The organism is Desulfatitalea tepidiphila, from assembly GCF_001293685.1.
Classification (GTDB): domain Bacteria; phylum Desulfobacterota; class Desulfobacteria; order Desulfobacterales; family Desulfosarcinaceae; genus Desulfatitalea; species Desulfatitalea tepidiphila.
The window spans coordinates 660,486-676,918 of record NZ_BCAG01000006.1; the positions used below are offsets into that span (position 1 = coordinate 660,486).

The following is a 16,433-nucleotide window of genomic DNA, read 5'->3' on the forward strand; positions in this document are numbered from 1 at the left end:
CGACATATGCCTGCGGCAAAATTTTTCGCACGCCTTGATCTCGACCCAATTTGCCTATTTCTGGATGGACACGCTTTAAAGTATTTCCGCACTCCCATACCTTAAAAGGTCACAGCCGGGCAAGTGGCGTTTGACCAAATCCGCTCAATCCGAGAGATAGTATTCGATGGTCGAAACGACCCGCACCTTTTTGATGTGCGGATTGTTACGGTCCCGGTCACCGATGGAAAACTGCCCCTGGCTGGCCCGTTTGATCTTGCCCAGCCGGCTCTTGGAGTCCTTGGCGAATTTTTCCGCCACCTCCCTGGCCTGAGTGGTGGCCTGTTCGATCATGGACGGTTTGACCTCGTTGAGCCGGGTGAACAGATATTCGGTGGCATGCTCATACGTATTGTCCGCAATGGCGATACCTTGCTTGCCCAGGTCGCCCATTTTGTTCATGGCCGCTCGCACGGTATCGATCTTGGAACTGTACACGGTCACGGTCTGGGTGGCCATGTATCGGAATTCGATGCGCGCCTTTTCATAGCCCTGGGCCAGCTTGTCGCTGATGCCGGGCGCCGATACGGTCAACTCCTGCCGTTCGATCCCATTGGCCTCCAGAAAGGCGATCAAGGTCTGGGTGTGCCTTTCGGTGACGAGATACAGCTCGGTCAAGTCGTTTCCGGCCTCCACGAAGCTGATGGGCCAAATGACAATATCGGCCGGATACTCCCGTTCCGATAGTCCTTTTACGGTGACCGTGCGCTCGTAGGCCTTGAACTTGAGTGCGCTGGTGCCCAGCAGGTAACCCAGTGCGGTGAGCCCCAACAAGAGGCACACCCCCAGAATAAGAGCGCTTTTGACATGGTTCTGTTGCATCGAATCCTCCTTTTTAATCAACCTTCACACAATACCGATATCCGCTCCCGCACCAGGCCTGAAATCGCCTTCACCGGCATCGCCTGGATCTCCCCATAGGCGATGGGTGCGCCGAAGCGCAGGGTCATACGACCGGGTCGAATCATCAGGCTACCCTTGCGCTTGATCTCGAAGGCCCCGACCATGGCCAGGGGCACGATGTCCACGCCCGCTCGTTTGGCCAGCACGAAGGCGCCCGGCTTGAAGGCCTGGAGCCGCCCGTCCAGGGTGCGACCGCCTTCGGGCAGGATCAAAATCGATGCGCCCGCTTCGATCGCCTGCGCGGCGATCTTTAGGCTCTGAAGCGCCCGGCGGCCATTGGTCTGGCTGATGGGGATCATGCCGAGCCGGCGGATGATGCGGCCGTAGAAAAACCAGTCGAAATGCTCGTCCAGCTCCACCCCCCGGAAATAGCGGGGAATAAACCCATAGAGGACGAACACGTCGAAAATGTTCACATGATTGCAGACAAAGAGGCAGATGCGGTTGCGGGGTAAATGGTCGCGGCCCGCCACCGTGACCCGGATGCCAAGGGCGCGCACGATGATCCGGCAGCCGAGTTTGGTCCAGTGGTCGAAACGGCGCGGGTGGAGGAATGCGCCGGCCAGGAGCACCGCCAGGCCGATGGGCACGAAGGCACACAGACCGCTCGTCCAGGCCAGCAGGCAAATGAGTCTCTCCCTGACACGCATCCTTCGATCCATCATGCGTCGAACACCTGCACCCGGCCGGGCAAGACCGTTACGGTAATGGGGGTTTGACCGACGATCTCGCCGTCGGGGGTCAACGACTGGGGTCGGGCCGGTCGAAAGCGCATCGTGCGGCCGGTGAATGTTTCCACCTCGGGCAGCCGAAGATGGGTGCCGTTGAAAATTCGCGGCAGGGCAGAGAGCAGGCGCGGCCGGCCGATACGATTGAGCAGCACCACATCCAGGAGCCCGTCGTCGATGCGGGCGTGGGGTGCCATGATCATGTTGCCGCCGGTTTTTGTGGAATTACAGATCTCGACGAAGACATTGTCGCGTCGAAAACACTGTCCGTCGATTTCAAATTCCAGGGGGCAGGGAGCCAACCGCAGGGTTTCGAAAAACACGCCGATCAGATAGCTGAAGTCTCCCCAGCGTTTGAACCGGGCGGCCCTCAGGGCCACATCGGCAACGAACCCGAAGCCGAGGATATTGATGAAATAAATCGTCTGGTCGTCGCAGTCGCATCGGCCCAGATCGACAGGTCGGGTCTTACCGGCGGCGATTTTGCGAATGGCGTCTTCCCGGCGCCGGATGCCCAAGTCGCGGACAAAGGAATTACCCGAGCCCACCGGAATGATACCCAGGGGAATTTTCGGCCGAGGATTGCCTCGCATCATGCCGTTGACCACCTCAAAAACGGTCCCATCGCCGCCAAGGGCCACGATGCCGTCCCAGCCGTTGTCGACCTCCATCTCGGCGATGGCCGCCAGGTGTCGCACGTGACGGGAACAGCCGATTTGAACGTCTATGCCCAGGGTTTTGAAAATGGCCCGGGTTTCATGGGCAATCTTGATACCATGCCTGCGACCGGCCAATGGATTCACCAGCATGAGAAGCTTCATAGGATCATCGCATCGGCTGGTTGCACTTGGGGCAGCGGGTGCCGAATTTGCTCACCTGCCCTTCCCATCCGCAGTGCCGGCAGACGAAGTAAACGGTGTTTTGCAGGTTGGTCTTCTTCTTGAAAAACAGCCGCTTGAAAATCTTGAGGAAGATGAAGGCGACAACGGCCACGATCGCATATTGCAGCAGCCGGGCCAGGGTCAGGTCTCCCCACACGATCATGTCCCATCCCAGATCGACACGCATCTTGGCTACCCCTCCATGCTGATCTTGAGCCCTTGGGTGATTTCGTTTTTCCCCGCCGAATAAAGCCAGTCCAGGAAGGCTATATAGAAACTGCCCGGCCGGTCGCTCACGCCGATCGCCAGATCCGCGCATCGGCCGTAAAAGGCAAACGCCGCCGTCACCGCTTCTAAAAAGGCGTCGGGCGCCACGGCACAAAATGCAGCCGCAACCGCCGACAACCCACATCCAATGCCGGTCACCCGGGTCATGAGGGGTTGGCCGTTGCCCACGCGAAATACCCTCTTGCCGTCGGTGATGCAATCTCTTTCGCCGGACACGGCGACGATGCAGTTCCGGGAGAGCGCCATGTCCTTGGCCGCCGCGACGATCTCTTCGGACAGGGCCAGGGAGGAGTCCACCCCCTTGGTGCGGATATCGGCGGCCCCCACGGCCAGCACTTCCGAGGCGTTGCCGCGCAGCACCGATATGGCACAACCGGCCATGATGGCGTGGACGGCGCGGGTGCGAAAACGGGTGGCGCCGGCCCCCACGGGGTCGAGAATGACCGGAATGCCCCTGGCATTGGCCGCCCGGCCCGCGAGGATCATCGTATCCACCCAATCCTGCTGCAAGGTGCCGATATTGAGCACCAGGGCGCCGGCCATGGCGATCATCTCTTCCACTTCGGCCCGGCTGTGGGCCATGACCGGAGAAGCACCGACGGCCAGCAGGATATTGGCCGTGCTGTTCATGACCACCAGGTTGGTGATGTTGTGAATCAAGGGTGCGCTGGTTCTGACACGTTCGAGCGCATCCAGGGTAAACGTATCCATCTGCATCTCAAATAATCCCTATACACCTCGTTCGTACGATAAACCCGATGAACCCGACACCCCAGAAAAACTCTGCCAACCGGACCCGTCTTCAACCCAGTGCGATCATCTGCTCGACGGCCTTGAGCGCAGGCCGTCGGATATGCTCTGGCACCTTGACCTCGTTGTCCATATCTTTGAGGCAGCGATGGACATCCGCCAGCCCGATCTTTTTCATGTCCTTGCAAATCAACTTATTGGAGGCCGAATAGAATCGCTTGTCTGGGTTGGCTTTTTGAAGGGGATGAATCAACCCCTGCTCCGTGCCGATGATGAAGGCCCGTTCCTTTGCTGCGGCCACATGCCGTAACATGCCCGAGGTGCTGGCGACGACGTCGGCCATGCGCAGGATTTCCGGACGGCATTCCGGATGGGCGAGAAAGACCGCCTCGGGATGATCGGCCCGGACCCGGTTCACATCTTCCGTTGTGAGGCTCTCGTGAATGGGGCAGAACCCATCCCAGAGATGGATCTTTTTGGTGCTCTGGGATGCGGCATACATGGCCAGGTTGCGGTCCGGCGTCAACAACAGTTCGTCTTCCGGCCGGCTGTTGACCACCTTGACCACGTTGGCCGACGTGCAGCAGACCGTGGAGAGCGCCTTAACCTCGGCGGGAGAATTGACATAGGTGATGACCGGCATGGGCGGCAGGCTCGCCATTTTTGCCGTGAGGGCCTCGGCGGTGATCATGTCGGCCATGGGGCAGCCGGCATCGGGCCGGGGCAGCAGGACCCTCTTTTCCGGCGATAAGATCGACGCGGTTTCGGCCATGAAATGAACGCCGCAAAACACGATCACCTCGGCATCGGTCCGCGCCGCCTGGCGGCTCAGCTCCAATGAATCGCCGCACAAGTCGGCGATATCCTGAATCTCGGGCGGCTCATAATTATGGGCAAGGATAATGGCCTTGCGCTGCCGGGCCAACGTCTTGATCTCGGCGACCCACTCTCTTGAATCGGAATGCATGGTGTCACCCTTTCTATAGGTAATACAGATTAGAACTGGTCCATCTGCACCACGTCCGCACCGGCGGGGATGGTGAAACGGAACAAGTCGTCGGCCGGGTCGATGTCGAAGCTGAAGTCACTGAACACGATGCGGGTCTCGTCGCCATAGGCATTGTGCGAAACCACCTGGTCGATCTGATAGGTCTGCTTGGCCACCGAAAGAATGATATCGGCCAACTCCTGGGTGGGTTCGCGGGGCAGAAGCTTTAAACGGTAGTAATCCTCGTTGTCTGCCGGCTGTTGCTCTATGGTGAAGCTTTTGCGAATCAGCCGGATATCGGACAAGAATCCGGCCCCCTTGCCGTGGCCGAAATAGGCCGGCGCCTTGCCCACCATGACCTGATTGTCGGCCGGCCGGTAAATCCACATGGTTTTGCCGTCGGTGATGATGCTCTGCTGCTCGGGAATGGTATATTCCCAACGCATGTTGCCCGGTCGCTTGACCGTGAGGTGTCCTTCGGCCGTGTCCGTGATCTGCATGGCCTTGAGCATCGACTCCTGAAAAAAAGAGGCCGAAAACCCCTTGCCGGCGTATCGTTTTTCGATGCCTTTGAGAATCTGATCCAATGAGGGGGAACCGGCATCGGCCGGTGATGCGAGGGGAGTAAAAGCGACCAGGGCCAAGCATGCCGCCAACCTGATCAGTCTGTTTGTGAATGGGCCCATCCAAATGCCTCCAAGTCGGATCGTTCCGTAGTAGACGATGAAAAAGCTATTTTTAAGAAACTCAACGGGATTTGTAAATAGCTAGCTTAACCAGCGAACCAGATCGGCCATCTGTCGGTCATCGGCCTGCCGCGGGGCATCGAGGGACTGTTCGCCGGGCTCATGAAAAAAACGGGTCTGTCCGTAAAGTGATTCACAGAGGCGATCGATTCGGCGCATCTTTTCGCGCCACTCGTCCATACTGCCATGGGCGGCCCGGGCGCCTTGGAGCATGAGCGTCTCCATGTTGGTGGTCTGTCGCAGGCGTTCGAAACGTTCGGCTTTGCAAAGGGCTTGAAAGAAGCCAAATTTTTGAGCCACGAGAAAGGCGAACGGCTCCTGTTCCGGCCCGATCTCCGCCAAAAGGGCCGACAGAAAATCAAAAGAGGCGTCAACATCGGGGGCATCCCCAGGAAACCGTGTCAGGAAGCGTTCGAGCAGTTCAATCTGGGAAAGGTGCCAAATCAGTCGCAGGTGGCGCAGTCGGCAGCGGACCGCGGGCAACTGCTCGCCGGTGAGGGTGCCCCCCAGCATGTCACCCAAGCCTGCCACCGGTTGCCAGGTGATGTTCAATCTCTCGACGAACGCGGTGACTGCGGATTCTGGGAGCTGCAACGTGAAAGGTTCGGATTCGGGGGACGAATGAATGGCGACCGTTACGGGCCGATCCATGACGACATACAACAGGGCGTCGAAATCTTGTACTGTATAGCGGTTGCCGCCCCATCGGCGTTCGAATTCGAGGCGCGTTCGGGCATCCGGAAATAGAAGCAGTTCCAGGAAAGAGGCCGCTTCGCTGCCGGTGGGATCGGACAGAACGGCGGCGACATCGCTGGTCCCGAAGGTGGCCTCCAGATGGTCCAGGAGCGACGGGTCCATACGGATACCGTCTTGCAGCCGATCCCGAATCCAACGAGCCAGTCCCGCCAGTGATGCGTTGGTGTTCATGGGGCCAGCATACCAGAAGCGGTTGCGTTTGGCCAGGTGGGCGCTTTTGCCCCAGCGATTCTAACTGAATGCCATTCCTTGAACCCGGCCCGGGTGGGACAGGTCGCCGATGCCACGCGAATTTTTTATTAGACTACGCTTGGAAAAACACACCCTTCAGGGTGAATCACATTCAGTTGGACCTGCTGCTTATGCCCTGACAAAGGCCTGGATGGCTTCGAATTGGCTTTTGAGCTTCTCGACAGCTTGACACACCCGGTCCAACTGATGGTTCATGGCGCACACCTCGATGGCAGAAGCCACGTCGCTGACCTCCATCAATCCCAGGTTTCCCGAGGCCCCCTTGATCGTATGGGCGCTGCTGCGCACCAGGTCGGCATCACCGCTGGCCAGACCATCCAGAACCTTCTGATAATCGCTGCCGCCGGAATCAATGAACAGTTCGATCAACTCCCGATACTCGTCCTCGTCCAGTCCCAGCTGTTCTCCCAACACCTTAAAGTCCATGAGCGCATCCCTCGAACACATATTTGGAAATCACTTCAAACACCTTTTCCCGATTGATCGGCTTGGTGATGTAATCGTTCATACCGGCTTCTATGCACATCTCCCGGTCCCCTTTCATGGCATGGGCGGTCATGGCCACGATGGGCACCTGTGCGTACCCCATCTGCCGCAGGACCTGGGTGGCTTCCTTGCCATCCATGTCTGGCATCTGCACATCCATGAAAATCATGTCGAACCGCTCGGGCGCCTGGTGAAATTTCTCCACTGCCTCTTTGCCATTGCCGGCCACCTCCACCTGGTAACCGGCCTTGCCCAGCATCATCACCGCCAATTTCTGGTTGACGGGATTGTCTTCGGCCAGAAGAATGCTGACCGAATGCTTCATGGCTTCGCGTACCGAATACTGGGTGTGCATCCTGCGCTGAACCTGGGGCGCCGTTCTGTCTTTGGCGCCCTCGCCCACGAGGCGCCCCACCATCTGCAGCAATCGCTCCCGGCGAACCGGTTTGGCCTGAAATCCGTCGAAGCCGGCCGCCTCGCACCTGGCCGCATCGCGCTCCAGGGCCGATGAAAGGGCGATCAGGGTCAGCGGCAAACCTGCGCCGCGCACCTGTTCGGCCACGGCATAACCGTTGAGGTCCGGCATGTCCAGATCGATCAGCCCCACATCAAAAGGCACGTCGGCCGCCGTCAAAGCGGGCACCACCTGTTGCCCCCCATCCACGCTCACGACACGCATCCCGGCCATGGTCAGCATCTGCTCGAGAATCTGACGCGTGGCAGGATGGTCATCGGCCACCAGCACCCGCTTGTCCTTCAGCAGGGGCGGCATGACCCTCGCCGCCGGTTGGCGAACGGCCTTATGCACCCATGCGGTGAAATGAAAGGTGCTGCCGACGCCCACCTCGCTTTGGGCCCAGGTATCGCCGCCCATCATGGTGGCCAGCTGTTTGCAGATCGACAGGCCCAACCCGGTGCCGCCGTATTTGCGCGTCGTGGAGCCGTCCGCCTGCTGAAAGGGTTCAAAAATGATGGCCAGCTTGTCTGCGGGGATCCCGATGCCCGTATCCCGGATCAGGGTGTGCAGAAAAACCCTGTCATCGGTCTCGGCATCGACCTGCAAGGTGATACAAATTTCACCTTTTTCCGTGAACTTGGGGGCGTTTCCCAGCAAGTTGGTGATCACCTGGCGAAACCGCAGGGGATCCCCCTTGACCAGGGGAGGAATCGTATCGCCGATGTTGCAGATCAACTCCACCGGTCTGTTGCCGATTTTGGGTCGCACCAGTTCGCACACGTCGTAGATGAGCAGCTCGGGGTCGAACTCGATGGCTTCGAACTCCAGTTCGCCGGATTCGATCTTGGAAAAGTCGAGGATGTCGTTGATCAATAGCAGCAGGGCTTCCCCACTGCGTTTGATGGTCTGGGTGTAGTCGGCCTGCACCTCGTTGAGCCGCGTCTCCAGCAGCAGATCCGTGAACCCGATGATGCCGTTCATGGGTGTCCGGATCTCATGGCTCATATTGGCGAGAAACTGGCTCTTGGCCCGGCTGGCCATTTCGGCCGCCTCCTTGGCCTGCTCCAGCTCGTGCTCGTTTTCCTTGCGCGCCGTGATATCTTCCACCGTGCCGGTGTAGCGCCCCCCTTCGTCGGAAAAAACCGGAGAGGCGTGCACGTGAATCCACCGACGGGTTCCAGCGGCATTGACGATGCGGCAGTCGGTGGAAAAGGTACCCATTTTTTCCGATGCCGATTGCCATTTTCGGATGATGTCGCTCTTGTCTTCGTCGGCCACGAAATCATGCCAGTGGGTGGTCAGACTCTGCACCAGGTTAAGCCCGAATATTTCCTGATACCGGGTGTTGGTGTAGAGGCAGTTGCCACGGTCATCGATCTCGAAAACGCCCACATGGATGGTTTCGGATATCAGGCGAAAGCGCTCCTCGCTCTCCTTGAGCGCCTCCTGCGCCCTGCGGGTCTTTTCCTGCTCGACCTCAAGCGCCTTGATGCGCTTGACCAGCTCGATGATAGTGGTTTGGTTCGCCGTTGGCATGCGATATATATCGGTCCGCTTTGCGGTGCACTTTAGATTTGTGCCGATCCATTAATGGCCAATTTGCCCGATATCGACGCGGATGCCGTGGGCGGGCAAAAAGCCCGCCCCTACGAGATTGGAGCTGTATTACAGGCAGTTGCCATAACCCTGCAACTTAGGGGCGGGGTTTAGTCCCGCCCGTATGAAAATCTGAACATCTTAAGTAAACGGAATTGGCTTTTCAGGGTCATGCGACCGGCGGCGCTTTTGAAACGCGGCGCCCGCAACCGGGTGGGGACCGTTGTCAGGCATATATATAGAAAGCCATCTTGAGCAGCAATTCGTGCCTGGGAACGGCGCCGGGCAGGTGCTGCTTCAATTCGCCGCCGTCGAAAACAAAAAAGGTGGGAACACTCAGGATATTGAATTGACCGGCCAACTTGGGATTGGCATCGACATTGAGTTTGCCGATGCGGAATTTTCCTTTGACCTCGTCGGCCAATTGATCCACCATCGCATTGATGCCGCTGCAGACACTGCACCACGGCGCCCAGCTGTACAACAGGACGGGCAACGGCGATCGCAGTACGAGGTGCTCGAAATTGGTGTCGCTCACCAGCACCGGCCGACCGGTCAAGACATCGCCATGGGGCAGCAGCGCACCACAGCGACCACACTTGGCGCCTTCATGGAGTTTGCTCACCGGGACCCGGTTCTTGGTCCGGCATTGACCGCAGCGCAGCGTGATCTTCGGGCTCTCTGCGCCCTGTTGGGCCGATGGTCCCATCAGCGGCTGGTGGCACCGGCCACAGTTGGCATCCTCTGGAGGTTTGTCGGGGGGAATACGGTTTTTAGCGCCACAGTGGCGGCAGGTGACAATCGACGAACTCATGCGGGTACCCCCTGCTTTTTATGACCCCCGGCACTCGCGCGCCGGGGCTTTAAGGATCCTATCATAATAATGATATCGGCTTTGTAAACGAAGGGTTGCCTCTATGTGTCCCGAAACCAAGACCTTTTTCGAAACGGGCCTGTCGTTCGAATGCAAGCGCTGCGGCAAGTGCTGCACTGGTGCGCCCGGCACCATTTATGCGGCCTCCGGGGAGATCGGTCCCATAGCCGGTTACCTGGGCCTGTCTGTCTCCGACCTGATCCAAGGCTATCTGTATCCTTACAAAAACAGCTTCAGCATCAAAGAAGACGACCACGGCAACTGCCTCTTTTATCGCGAAGGCTGCACGATCTATTCGGTCCGTCCCCATCAGTGCCGCACATTTCCTTTCTGGTTCAGAAACGTACGGTCCGAATCCCGCTGGCGCGAAGCGGCGCGCCAATGTCCGGGCATCGGCCATGGCAAACGATACAGCAAAGCGCAGATCATGGAAATTGCGCTCAGCACCATGGAGATCTAACAGGAACGCTGTCGCCCAAGGTTGCCGTGGACCGGCCATCTCCGGATTTCCGTCGCCAATTTTACATCAGAAAACTCTAAAGAAAATCCCGAAATTGCCGTTAATCAGTATGAACGCTTTTGGGACAGGCATATGCCCGCCGGCCAGGCCGACTCACGGGCCAACGCGCGTCGATTTTCAAGATGGTGAATTTTTAGGAGGAACTGTATGGCCTACAAGATATTGACGGTTGACGATAGTAAAACCATCCGCATGATCGTTAAGAAAGCTTTCTCACCTTACAATTGTGAACTGTTCGAGGGTGAAAACGGCGTGGAAGGCCTGGCGATCGCCAACAAGGAAAAACCCGACCTGATCATCCTTGACATTACCATGCCCGTGATGACCGGCATCGAGATGCTGGCCAAACTTAAATCCGAAAAAGACCTCAAGGCAATTCCCGTCATCATGCTCACGGCGGAATCGGGCAAGGAAAACGTCATGAAAATCGTCAAAATGGGCGTTCGCGACTATGTGGTCAAACCCTTCAAAGGCGATCAATTGCTCGAACGCGCCATGGCCATTCTCAAACTTAAACCCAAAGATTGATTGCATATCGGACATCCTCAAAAACCCACTCAACAGCTCCTTTTAGACCTATAGAAAGGGCAGGGAAATGCAAACTCCCTGCCCTTTTTAATCGCCCTTTAGAGACTTGACAATCTGGTAAAAAGTCCGAAATTCGCGTTTCCCGTCATCCCGGCGAAAGCCGGGATCCGGTTTATTCAAAATGTTCTGGATGCCGGATCAAGTCCGGCATGACGCCTCTGCGACTTTTTACTGTATCGTCAAAGCCTTGATAGCCATGAAAAATGCCGTTGCCGTCAAGACTTACAATGCCGCGGCCAGTTCCGCCGATCCAATAAGTCGTTGAAAGCGGGCCGGCTCGGAGAGATAGAGGTCGATGGCCGACCGCACGCCGAGGTCGGTCACCACCCGGATACCCTGATGCAGATAGCGATATTGTTCATGGGCATCCCGTTCGGCCAGAGAGTCGGCCATCTCCTTTTCCATGGCACTGGACAGCAGATGCGTAAAAATTTCAGGCATCAACCGGGACACCAGGCCCCCCACGATCGCCTCTTCCACGGCCATCCACTCTTGCACCACGGCTTCCACATCCTGGATGTTTTCCGGCTTGTATTGTTCCAGGCGGGTTCGGATCGCCGTTTCGGTGGCCGGGCGCAAGGCAATGTGCAAGGTTTCTTCGATGGGGACAACCAGTACGTTGATGGGGTTTTTGGCGCTGTTTTGCCACAACGTGTATGGGTCCCGCACGAATTCGATGCGGCTGTCCTGACCGATGGTCAGCCTCGAGGTATAAGAGCCGATCCGGCCGGTAAAAACACGATTGCTCAGTTTGATCTTTATTTTGGTTCGGCGGTCTTCCTGCGTATAAAAGAGGTACTCTTCGATATATTCGTCGGCAATGTTGTGAACCAGATAGGCGGTGATTCCCCGGCCGGCATCTTCGTTTTCCAGCGCAACCGGCGCCTGCAATGTGGCGATCTGCAGATAGGGATTGGCCAACTGCGTACGATTCAGGGTGTAATCGACGGCGCGGCGGCAGTACCCCTCAAACAGGCGGGCATATTCCGGACGATGCTCGGGCACCACGAGCAGCCGTTTGCTCGATCCGGAAAGCTCCCATTTCATGGTGTCGGCATTCAGCCGACCCCGGATGCGTTCCAACAAGCTCTTGTTTTGATTCAAGTAATCCAGATTCTCGCGATTTAGACGCTGATCGAACTCACCCTGGCTGTCGGCCAGGAGCAGCAGGGGCGCTTCGAGATGATCCCCGTTGATGAAGTGGAGCAGGCGTGAATAGTCATCGACGACGATATCCGATGAAGTGGCCTGGGCATACAAAAGCCCTATGGACGAAAAATGGATCAACAACCCGATGGTAATGGAGACAATGACCGATTTTATGGCCGGGTACATGGCAACCTCCGGACACCAGGGCTCGATTTAGCCGCACATCGGAATGTCGGACGCCCTGGCCTGAAAACAGCAAAAAGCAGGCCAACCCGCACCCTCGGAAAAAACCTCCCAAAATCAAGACATCTAATTGTTAATATTAAAACTCTTCAATTGTGCGACATGTCCGATGGGGCCGAATCCTCCTGTCGGTGACCCGGCGCATGGACGCTTTTCCGCTGAAACCTTGACGGAAAGCGGCAATTCCGCCTTTTACGGATGGACACTATTTACAACCCTTACCGAAACAGGTAATAACCCGTGCTTGCGGTTGCGCCGTGGGTTGCGGCCCGCATGAACACAGATAGTGCCCGTCCACAAATAGGCAAATTGGCTTGAGATCAAGCCGTGCGAAAAATTTTACCGCAGGCATATGGCTGATATTCCGAGGATAAAATTTTGAGCAGAACGCTGATATCGGATCAATTGGCCATTTGTGGAGGGGCACTAGATAGGTATGGTGATGAGCGAACCCTTCATAACGGCCAAACATCGCGTGCTGCGCCGAAGCGTCCGGGCGTTCTGCATAGATGAACTAAGCCCCATTGCCGCCGAAATCGATCAGGAAGCGCGTTTTCCCTGGGAGGTGGTGGAAAAAATGGGCCCGCTGGGCTATTTCGGCATACAGGCCCCCCAAAAACTGGGAGGGGCCGGTTTGGACGCATTGAGCTATGCGATCATTATCGAAGAGGTATCACGCGTCAGCGCGGCCATCGGATTGTGCCTGAGCGTTCACAACAGCGTTGCCCTTTACCCCATCCTGGCCTTCGGCAACCCCGAACAGCATGCCCGCTGGGTCCCGGAAATGGCCAGCGGCCGCAGAATCGGCGCCTTTTGCCTCACCGAACCCAATGTGGGGTCCGATGCCAGTGCCATCAGCGCCACGGCACTACCTGCCCAAGATCATTGGCTGGTTAACGCCAACAAGGTCTTTGTCACCAATGGCGGCATTGCCGATGTCTGCCTGATTTTTGCCCGCACCGATCCCCAGGCGGGCCGCAAAGGCATCAGCGTCATCGTGGTGGAACGGGGCATCAAGGGCTTTGTGGTCGGTGATCTGGAAGATCTGTGCGGCATGCGCGCCAACCCGGTCTCATCCATCCGCCTCTACGATTGTCAGGTGCCCAGAGAAAACCTGCTCGGACGACTCGGCCAGGGTCTGGCCATCGGACTGGCGGCCCTGGATACCGGCCGTATCGGTATTGCGGCCCAGGCCCTTGGTATTGCCCAGGCCGCCCTGGACGAAGCGGTGCGGTATGCCAATCAGCGCCAGCAATTCGGCGTTCCGCTGGCGCGCCACCAGGCCATCCAGATGATGATCGCCGATATGGCGACCGATGTGGATGCGGCCCGCATGATGGTCTATCGAGCGGGCCTGCTCAAGGACCGGGGCGCGCCGGTGAGCCGGGCGGCCGCCCAGGCCAAGCTGTTCGCGTCGGAGGCCGCCTGTCGGGTCACCGATCTGGCCGTGCAGATCCATGGCGGCTATGGCTACTCCAAGGCCTATGCCGTGGAGCGTTACTACCGCGATGCGCGGGTGACGCGCATCTACGAAGGCACCTCGGAAGTGCACCGCATGGTCATCGCACGGGAGGTATTGGGGTAAAAGATAGTTTAAAGTTTTAAGTTTAACGTGAAGGTATGTTGTCGATTTAACTTGGGGTTTGCCATTCGAAAATCCAAGAAAACGGTTCGGGTCCAGTAATGTCGGTACACATGATTGTCTGCATCAAGTCGGTGGTTCGCGAGGCGCCCCAGGGTGTCGGCCGACGTACGCCTGAAAACAGCGAACTCAATCCCTATGACCGACCGGCGTTGGAGGCCGCCCTGCGCCTGAAGGATCAAACGGGTGGGCGGATCACGGCGCTCTCCATGGGACCACCGGTGAGCATCGAAGCATTGGCCGAAGCCCGAGCCATGGGTGTGGATCAGACGGTCCTGGTCAGCGATGCGGCCCTGGCCGGCTCGGACACCTTGGCCACCGCCAGGGTGCTGGCGGCTGCCATACGCCACCTGGCACCGTTCGACCTGGTGATGTTCGGCACCCGAACCTCGGACAGCGACACTGGCCAGGTCGGACCCCAGACCGCCACGGTGATCGGACTGCCCTTTCTGGGCGGTGTGAAAGCGATCGAACCCGAAACGAATCGGTGGAAGATGAAACGCCAGATGGATGACTGGGAGGAGACGTGGCAGGTGACCCTTCCGGCCGCCGTCACCATTCACCCGCGCGCATTTACACCTCGGCCGATCCCGCTGGTCGGTATTGCCCAGGCGCACGATGGAATCGACGTGCAGACCTGGTGCCTCACCGATATCGGTTTGAAGGCCGAGGATGCGGGACTGGCCGGTTCGCCCACACGGGTGGCCAAACTGGAAAAGATCAAGCACCAGCGCACCTGCCGGATGCTCGGTGGCGAGCCCCGTGAACAGGTCGAAGCCTTGATCGCGGAATTGACAACCATGGGTAAGATACCGTCATGATAAAGCGATCCATCTGGGTATACGGCGATCTGCGTACCGCACGCCATTGGCAGGATTGCCAGAAAGTGCTGGCCAAAGCGTTGCCGCTGGCGCACACGGCAGGCGCCGACATCCACTTGCTGCTGCTCGGCACCAGCGCCGGCGATATTGCTGCCGAGCGCTCGACCCTGGATCTTTCGGCCTGCGTACCCATCGAAGGAGCCGCCGAACACGCCGCCGCCCTGGGGGTCACGACGGTCATCTGCCTGGAACACCCGCATCTGCGGGTGCCCCGCGCCGATCTGTACGCCCACGTATTGGCCGAATTCATTCAAACCCGGCGACCCTGGCTGGTCTTGATGCCGCTCAACGATTTCGGCCGGGAAACGGCCGCCATCTGCGCCCAACGCTGCCAAGCCGGCCTGATCGCCGACTGTACCGAACTGACCTGCGACAACAACCGCTTCGTCGGCCGCTGCCCGGCTTGGGGCGGTCAGATCCTGGCGCATATCACCATGGCCGACGGGTGGCCCATGGCCTTCGTGACCGTGCAACCCCATGGCGTCGCCGTTGCGCAACCTCAACCTGACCGGGCCGCCATCGAACGAATCGCACTGGAAAACGTTGAGTTGCCGGCGGGCCTGCAGATCGTGCGGCGGACCATGGAATCCGGCGAAACCCGACGCATGGAAGATGCCGAAACCGTGGTGGTGGGCGGCGCTGGATTGGGCGACATGCGCGGCTTCGGGCTGGTCCGGGAGTTGGCCGCCGCCTTGGGCGGAGAGGTCGGCGCCACCCGGCCGCCGGTGCTCTACCACTGGGTGGAATGAAGCGCGCCTGATCGGCCAGACCGGAAAAACCGTGCGGCCGAAACTGCTCATATCGGCCGGAGCGTCGGGCGCCATTCAATATACGGCGGGCATCATGGACGCGGAAACCATCGTGGCCATCAACCGTGACCCGTCGGCGCCCATTTTTCAAATTGCCGACATCGGCATCGTGGCCGACGCCACCGTTTTTCTGCCGCTGCTGAATCAGCGCGCCCAGCAGGCCGCCATGCGGCAACTGGCCGACGCCACCTGCGGCATCGGCGCTGACGAATCGGCCACCGACGCCAAGGCTGGGTTCGGCGCCCTGGTCCGCCAACTGCGGGAGGCGCGCGAATGGCGCCAGGAAGACCTGGCCCATGCCACCGGCCAGAGTCCCGAATTCATCGAACAGGTCGAATCCGGCCAGCTCTCGCCTCCCGTCGGCTTTATCCTGCGCATGGCCCAAGCCATGAAGATCGACCCCTCCACTTTTTTGAACAAAGAGACCCAGGCTGCCATCCGCGACCGCCGCGCCCAGGCCTACTATCAACGTACCCAGGCCTACAGTTACACCACCCTGACCCCGGAAGCGGCCAACAGCCACCTGCGTGCCTTCATGGTCACCATCGAAGCCCACCACGACCATAAGCCGGTAGCCTACAAGCATGAAGGCGAAGAGTTTATCTACGTGATGGAGGGCGACCTGGAACTTACCCTGGACGCTAAACAGCACGTCCTCAAACCCGGGGAGTCGATCCATTTCAATTCCGACGTGCCCCACAAACTCAAAAGTCTCTCCAGCCTTCCCACCCGCTGTCTGGTCGTCCTCTATACCGTCTAGCGCCCTTGCCAATTCCCGGATCAAGCCTATGGTAAGAATCGATGTTCGATGACGACACGCCCATGCAAGGTTCGTGTGCCCATTCCAATTCACCAAT

Annotated in this window: 18 protein-coding genes; 6 read left to right on the forward strand and 12 right to left on the reverse strand. The window is 58.4% G+C overall.

Annotated elements, in window-relative coordinates; translation table 11 throughout:
• Nucleotides 1–144: 144 nt before the first annotated feature.
• From DFT_RS22870 to DFT_RS22920, 11 genes are all read right to left on the reverse strand, one after another.
• Entirely contained in the window at nucleotides 145–861 is a 717-nt protein-coding gene (locus tag DFT_RS22870) for an SIMPL domain-containing protein (RefSeq protein WP_054033677.1), read from the reverse strand.
• 17 nt (nucleotides 862–878) lie between these two features.
• Nucleotides 879–1,607 (reverse strand): lysophospholipid acyltransferase family protein, encoded by a 729-nt coding sequence (locus tag DFT_RS22875; protein ID WP_083453723.1) that lies wholly within the window; start codon nucleotides 1,605–1,607, stop codon nucleotides 879–881.
• Nucleotides 1,604–2,491: a diacylglycerol/lipid kinase family protein gene (locus DFT_RS22880; protein ID WP_054033682.1), complete on the reverse strand. Its 888-nt coding sequence runs from the start codon at nucleotides 2,489–2,491 to the stop codon at nucleotides 1,604–1,606. The genes DFT_RS22875 and DFT_RS22880 overlap by 4 nt, the downstream gene beginning before the upstream one ends.
• 4 nt (nucleotides 2,492–2,495) lie before the next feature.
• Nucleotides 2,496–2,738, reverse strand: a complete 243-nt coding sequence (locus tag DFT_RS22885; protein ID WP_054033684.1) for a hypothetical protein — start codon at nucleotides 2,736–2,738, stop codon at nucleotides 2,496–2,498.
• A 5-nt stretch (nucleotides 2,739–2,743) separates the two neighbouring features.
• Nucleotides 2,744–3,550, reverse strand: coding sequence for a hydroxyethylthiazole kinase (gene thiM / locus DFT_RS22890; RefSeq protein ID WP_076750867.1), 807 nt, complete (start codon nucleotides 3,548–3,550; stop codon nucleotides 2,744–2,746).
• 91 nt (nucleotides 3,551–3,641) lie between these two features.
• On the reverse strand, nucleotides 3,642–4,556 hold the full coding sequence (gene nadA / locus DFT_RS22895) for a quinolinate synthase NadA (RefSeq protein WP_054033688.1): 915 nt from the start codon (nucleotides 4,554–4,556) through the stop codon (nucleotides 3,642–3,644).
• Between the two features lie 29 nt (nucleotides 4,557–4,585).
• Complete coding sequence (gene lolA / locus DFT_RS22900; protein WP_054033690.1) at nucleotides 4,586–5,263, reverse strand: outer membrane lipoprotein periplasmic chaperone LolA; 678 nt, start codon at nucleotides 5,261–5,263, stop codon at nucleotides 4,586–4,588.
• A gap of 81 nt (nucleotides 5,264–5,344) precedes the next feature.
• Entirely contained in the window at nucleotides 5,345–6,250 is a 906-nt protein-coding gene (locus DFT_RS22905; protein WP_054033693.1) for a hypothetical protein, read from the reverse strand.
• A gap of 189 nt (nucleotides 6,251–6,439) precedes the next feature.
• Nucleotides 6,440–6,757: an Hpt domain-containing protein gene (locus tag DFT_RS22910; RefSeq protein WP_054033695.1), complete on the reverse strand. Its 318-nt coding sequence runs from the start codon at nucleotides 6,755–6,757 to the stop codon at nucleotides 6,440–6,442.
• Nucleotides 6,747–8,810: a PAS domain-containing hybrid sensor histidine kinase/response regulator gene (locus DFT_RS22915; RefSeq protein ID WP_054033697.1), complete on the reverse strand. Its 2,064-nt coding sequence runs from the start codon at nucleotides 8,808–8,810 to the stop codon at nucleotides 6,747–6,749. Before DFT_RS22915 ends, DFT_RS22910 begins: the two co-directional genes overlap by 11 nt.
• Nucleotides 8,811–9,096: 286 nt before the next feature.
• Nucleotides 9,097–9,684 (reverse strand): thioredoxin family protein, encoded by a 588-nt coding sequence (locus DFT_RS22920; protein ID WP_083453725.1) that lies wholly within the window; start codon nucleotides 9,682–9,684, stop codon nucleotides 9,097–9,099.
• A gap of 103 nt (nucleotides 9,685–9,787) precedes the next feature.
• Between DFT_RS22920 and DFT_RS22925 the strand changes: the two genes are divergently transcribed.
• A complete protein-coding gene (locus DFT_RS22925; protein ID WP_054033700.1) occupies nucleotides 9,788–10,204 on the forward strand; it encodes a YkgJ family cysteine cluster protein in 417 nt (138 codons plus the stop codon).
• A gap of 207 nt (nucleotides 10,205–10,411) precedes the next feature.
• Nucleotides 10,412–10,792 carry a response regulator gene (locus DFT_RS22930; protein ID WP_054033702.1) on the forward strand — a complete coding sequence of 127 codons (381 nt, stop codon included), beginning with the start codon at nucleotides 10,412–10,414 and terminating at the stop codon, nucleotides 10,790–10,792.
• Nucleotides 10,793–11,074: 282 nt separating this feature from the next.
• On the opposite strand, the gene DFT_RS22935 is transcribed toward DFT_RS22930, so the two are convergent.
• A complete protein-coding gene (locus tag DFT_RS22935) occupies nucleotides 11,075–12,187 on the reverse strand; it encodes a hypothetical protein (protein ID WP_054033704.1) in 1,113 nt (370 codons plus the stop codon).
• Nucleotides 12,188–12,686: 499 nt separating this feature from the next.
• Here DFT_RS22935 and DFT_RS22940 point away from each other — a divergent pair, with 499 nt between their 5' ends.
• The 4 genes from DFT_RS22940 to DFT_RS27080 all read left to right on the forward strand — a co-directional run bounded on the left by DFT_RS22940 (nucleotide 12,687) and on the right by DFT_RS27080 (nucleotide 16,336).
• Entirely contained in the window at nucleotides 12,687–13,829 is a 1,143-nt protein-coding gene (locus DFT_RS22940; RefSeq protein WP_054034133.1) for an acyl-CoA dehydrogenase family protein, read from the forward strand.
• Between the two features lie 98 nt (nucleotides 13,830–13,927).
• Nucleotides 13,928–14,707, forward strand: coding sequence for an electron transfer flavoprotein subunit beta/FixA family protein (locus DFT_RS22945; protein WP_054033705.1), 780 nt, complete (start codon nucleotides 13,928–13,930; stop codon nucleotides 14,705–14,707).
• Nucleotides 14,704–15,516: an electron transfer flavoprotein subunit alpha/FixB family protein gene (locus DFT_RS26615; RefSeq protein WP_076750837.1), complete on the forward strand. Its 813-nt coding sequence runs from the start codon at nucleotides 14,704–14,706 to the stop codon at nucleotides 15,514–15,516. The genes DFT_RS22945 and DFT_RS26615 overlap by 4 nt, the downstream gene beginning before the upstream one ends.
• Before the next feature lie 31 nt (nucleotides 15,517–15,547).
• The gene (locus DFT_RS27080; protein ID WP_200907131.1) at nucleotides 15,548–16,336 is read left to right on the forward strand and encodes a helix-turn-helix domain-containing protein; all 789 of its coding nucleotides are present in this window, start codon (nucleotides 15,548–15,550) and stop codon (nucleotides 16,334–16,336) included.
• The last annotated feature ends 97 nt before the right edge of the window (nucleotides 16,337–16,433 follow it).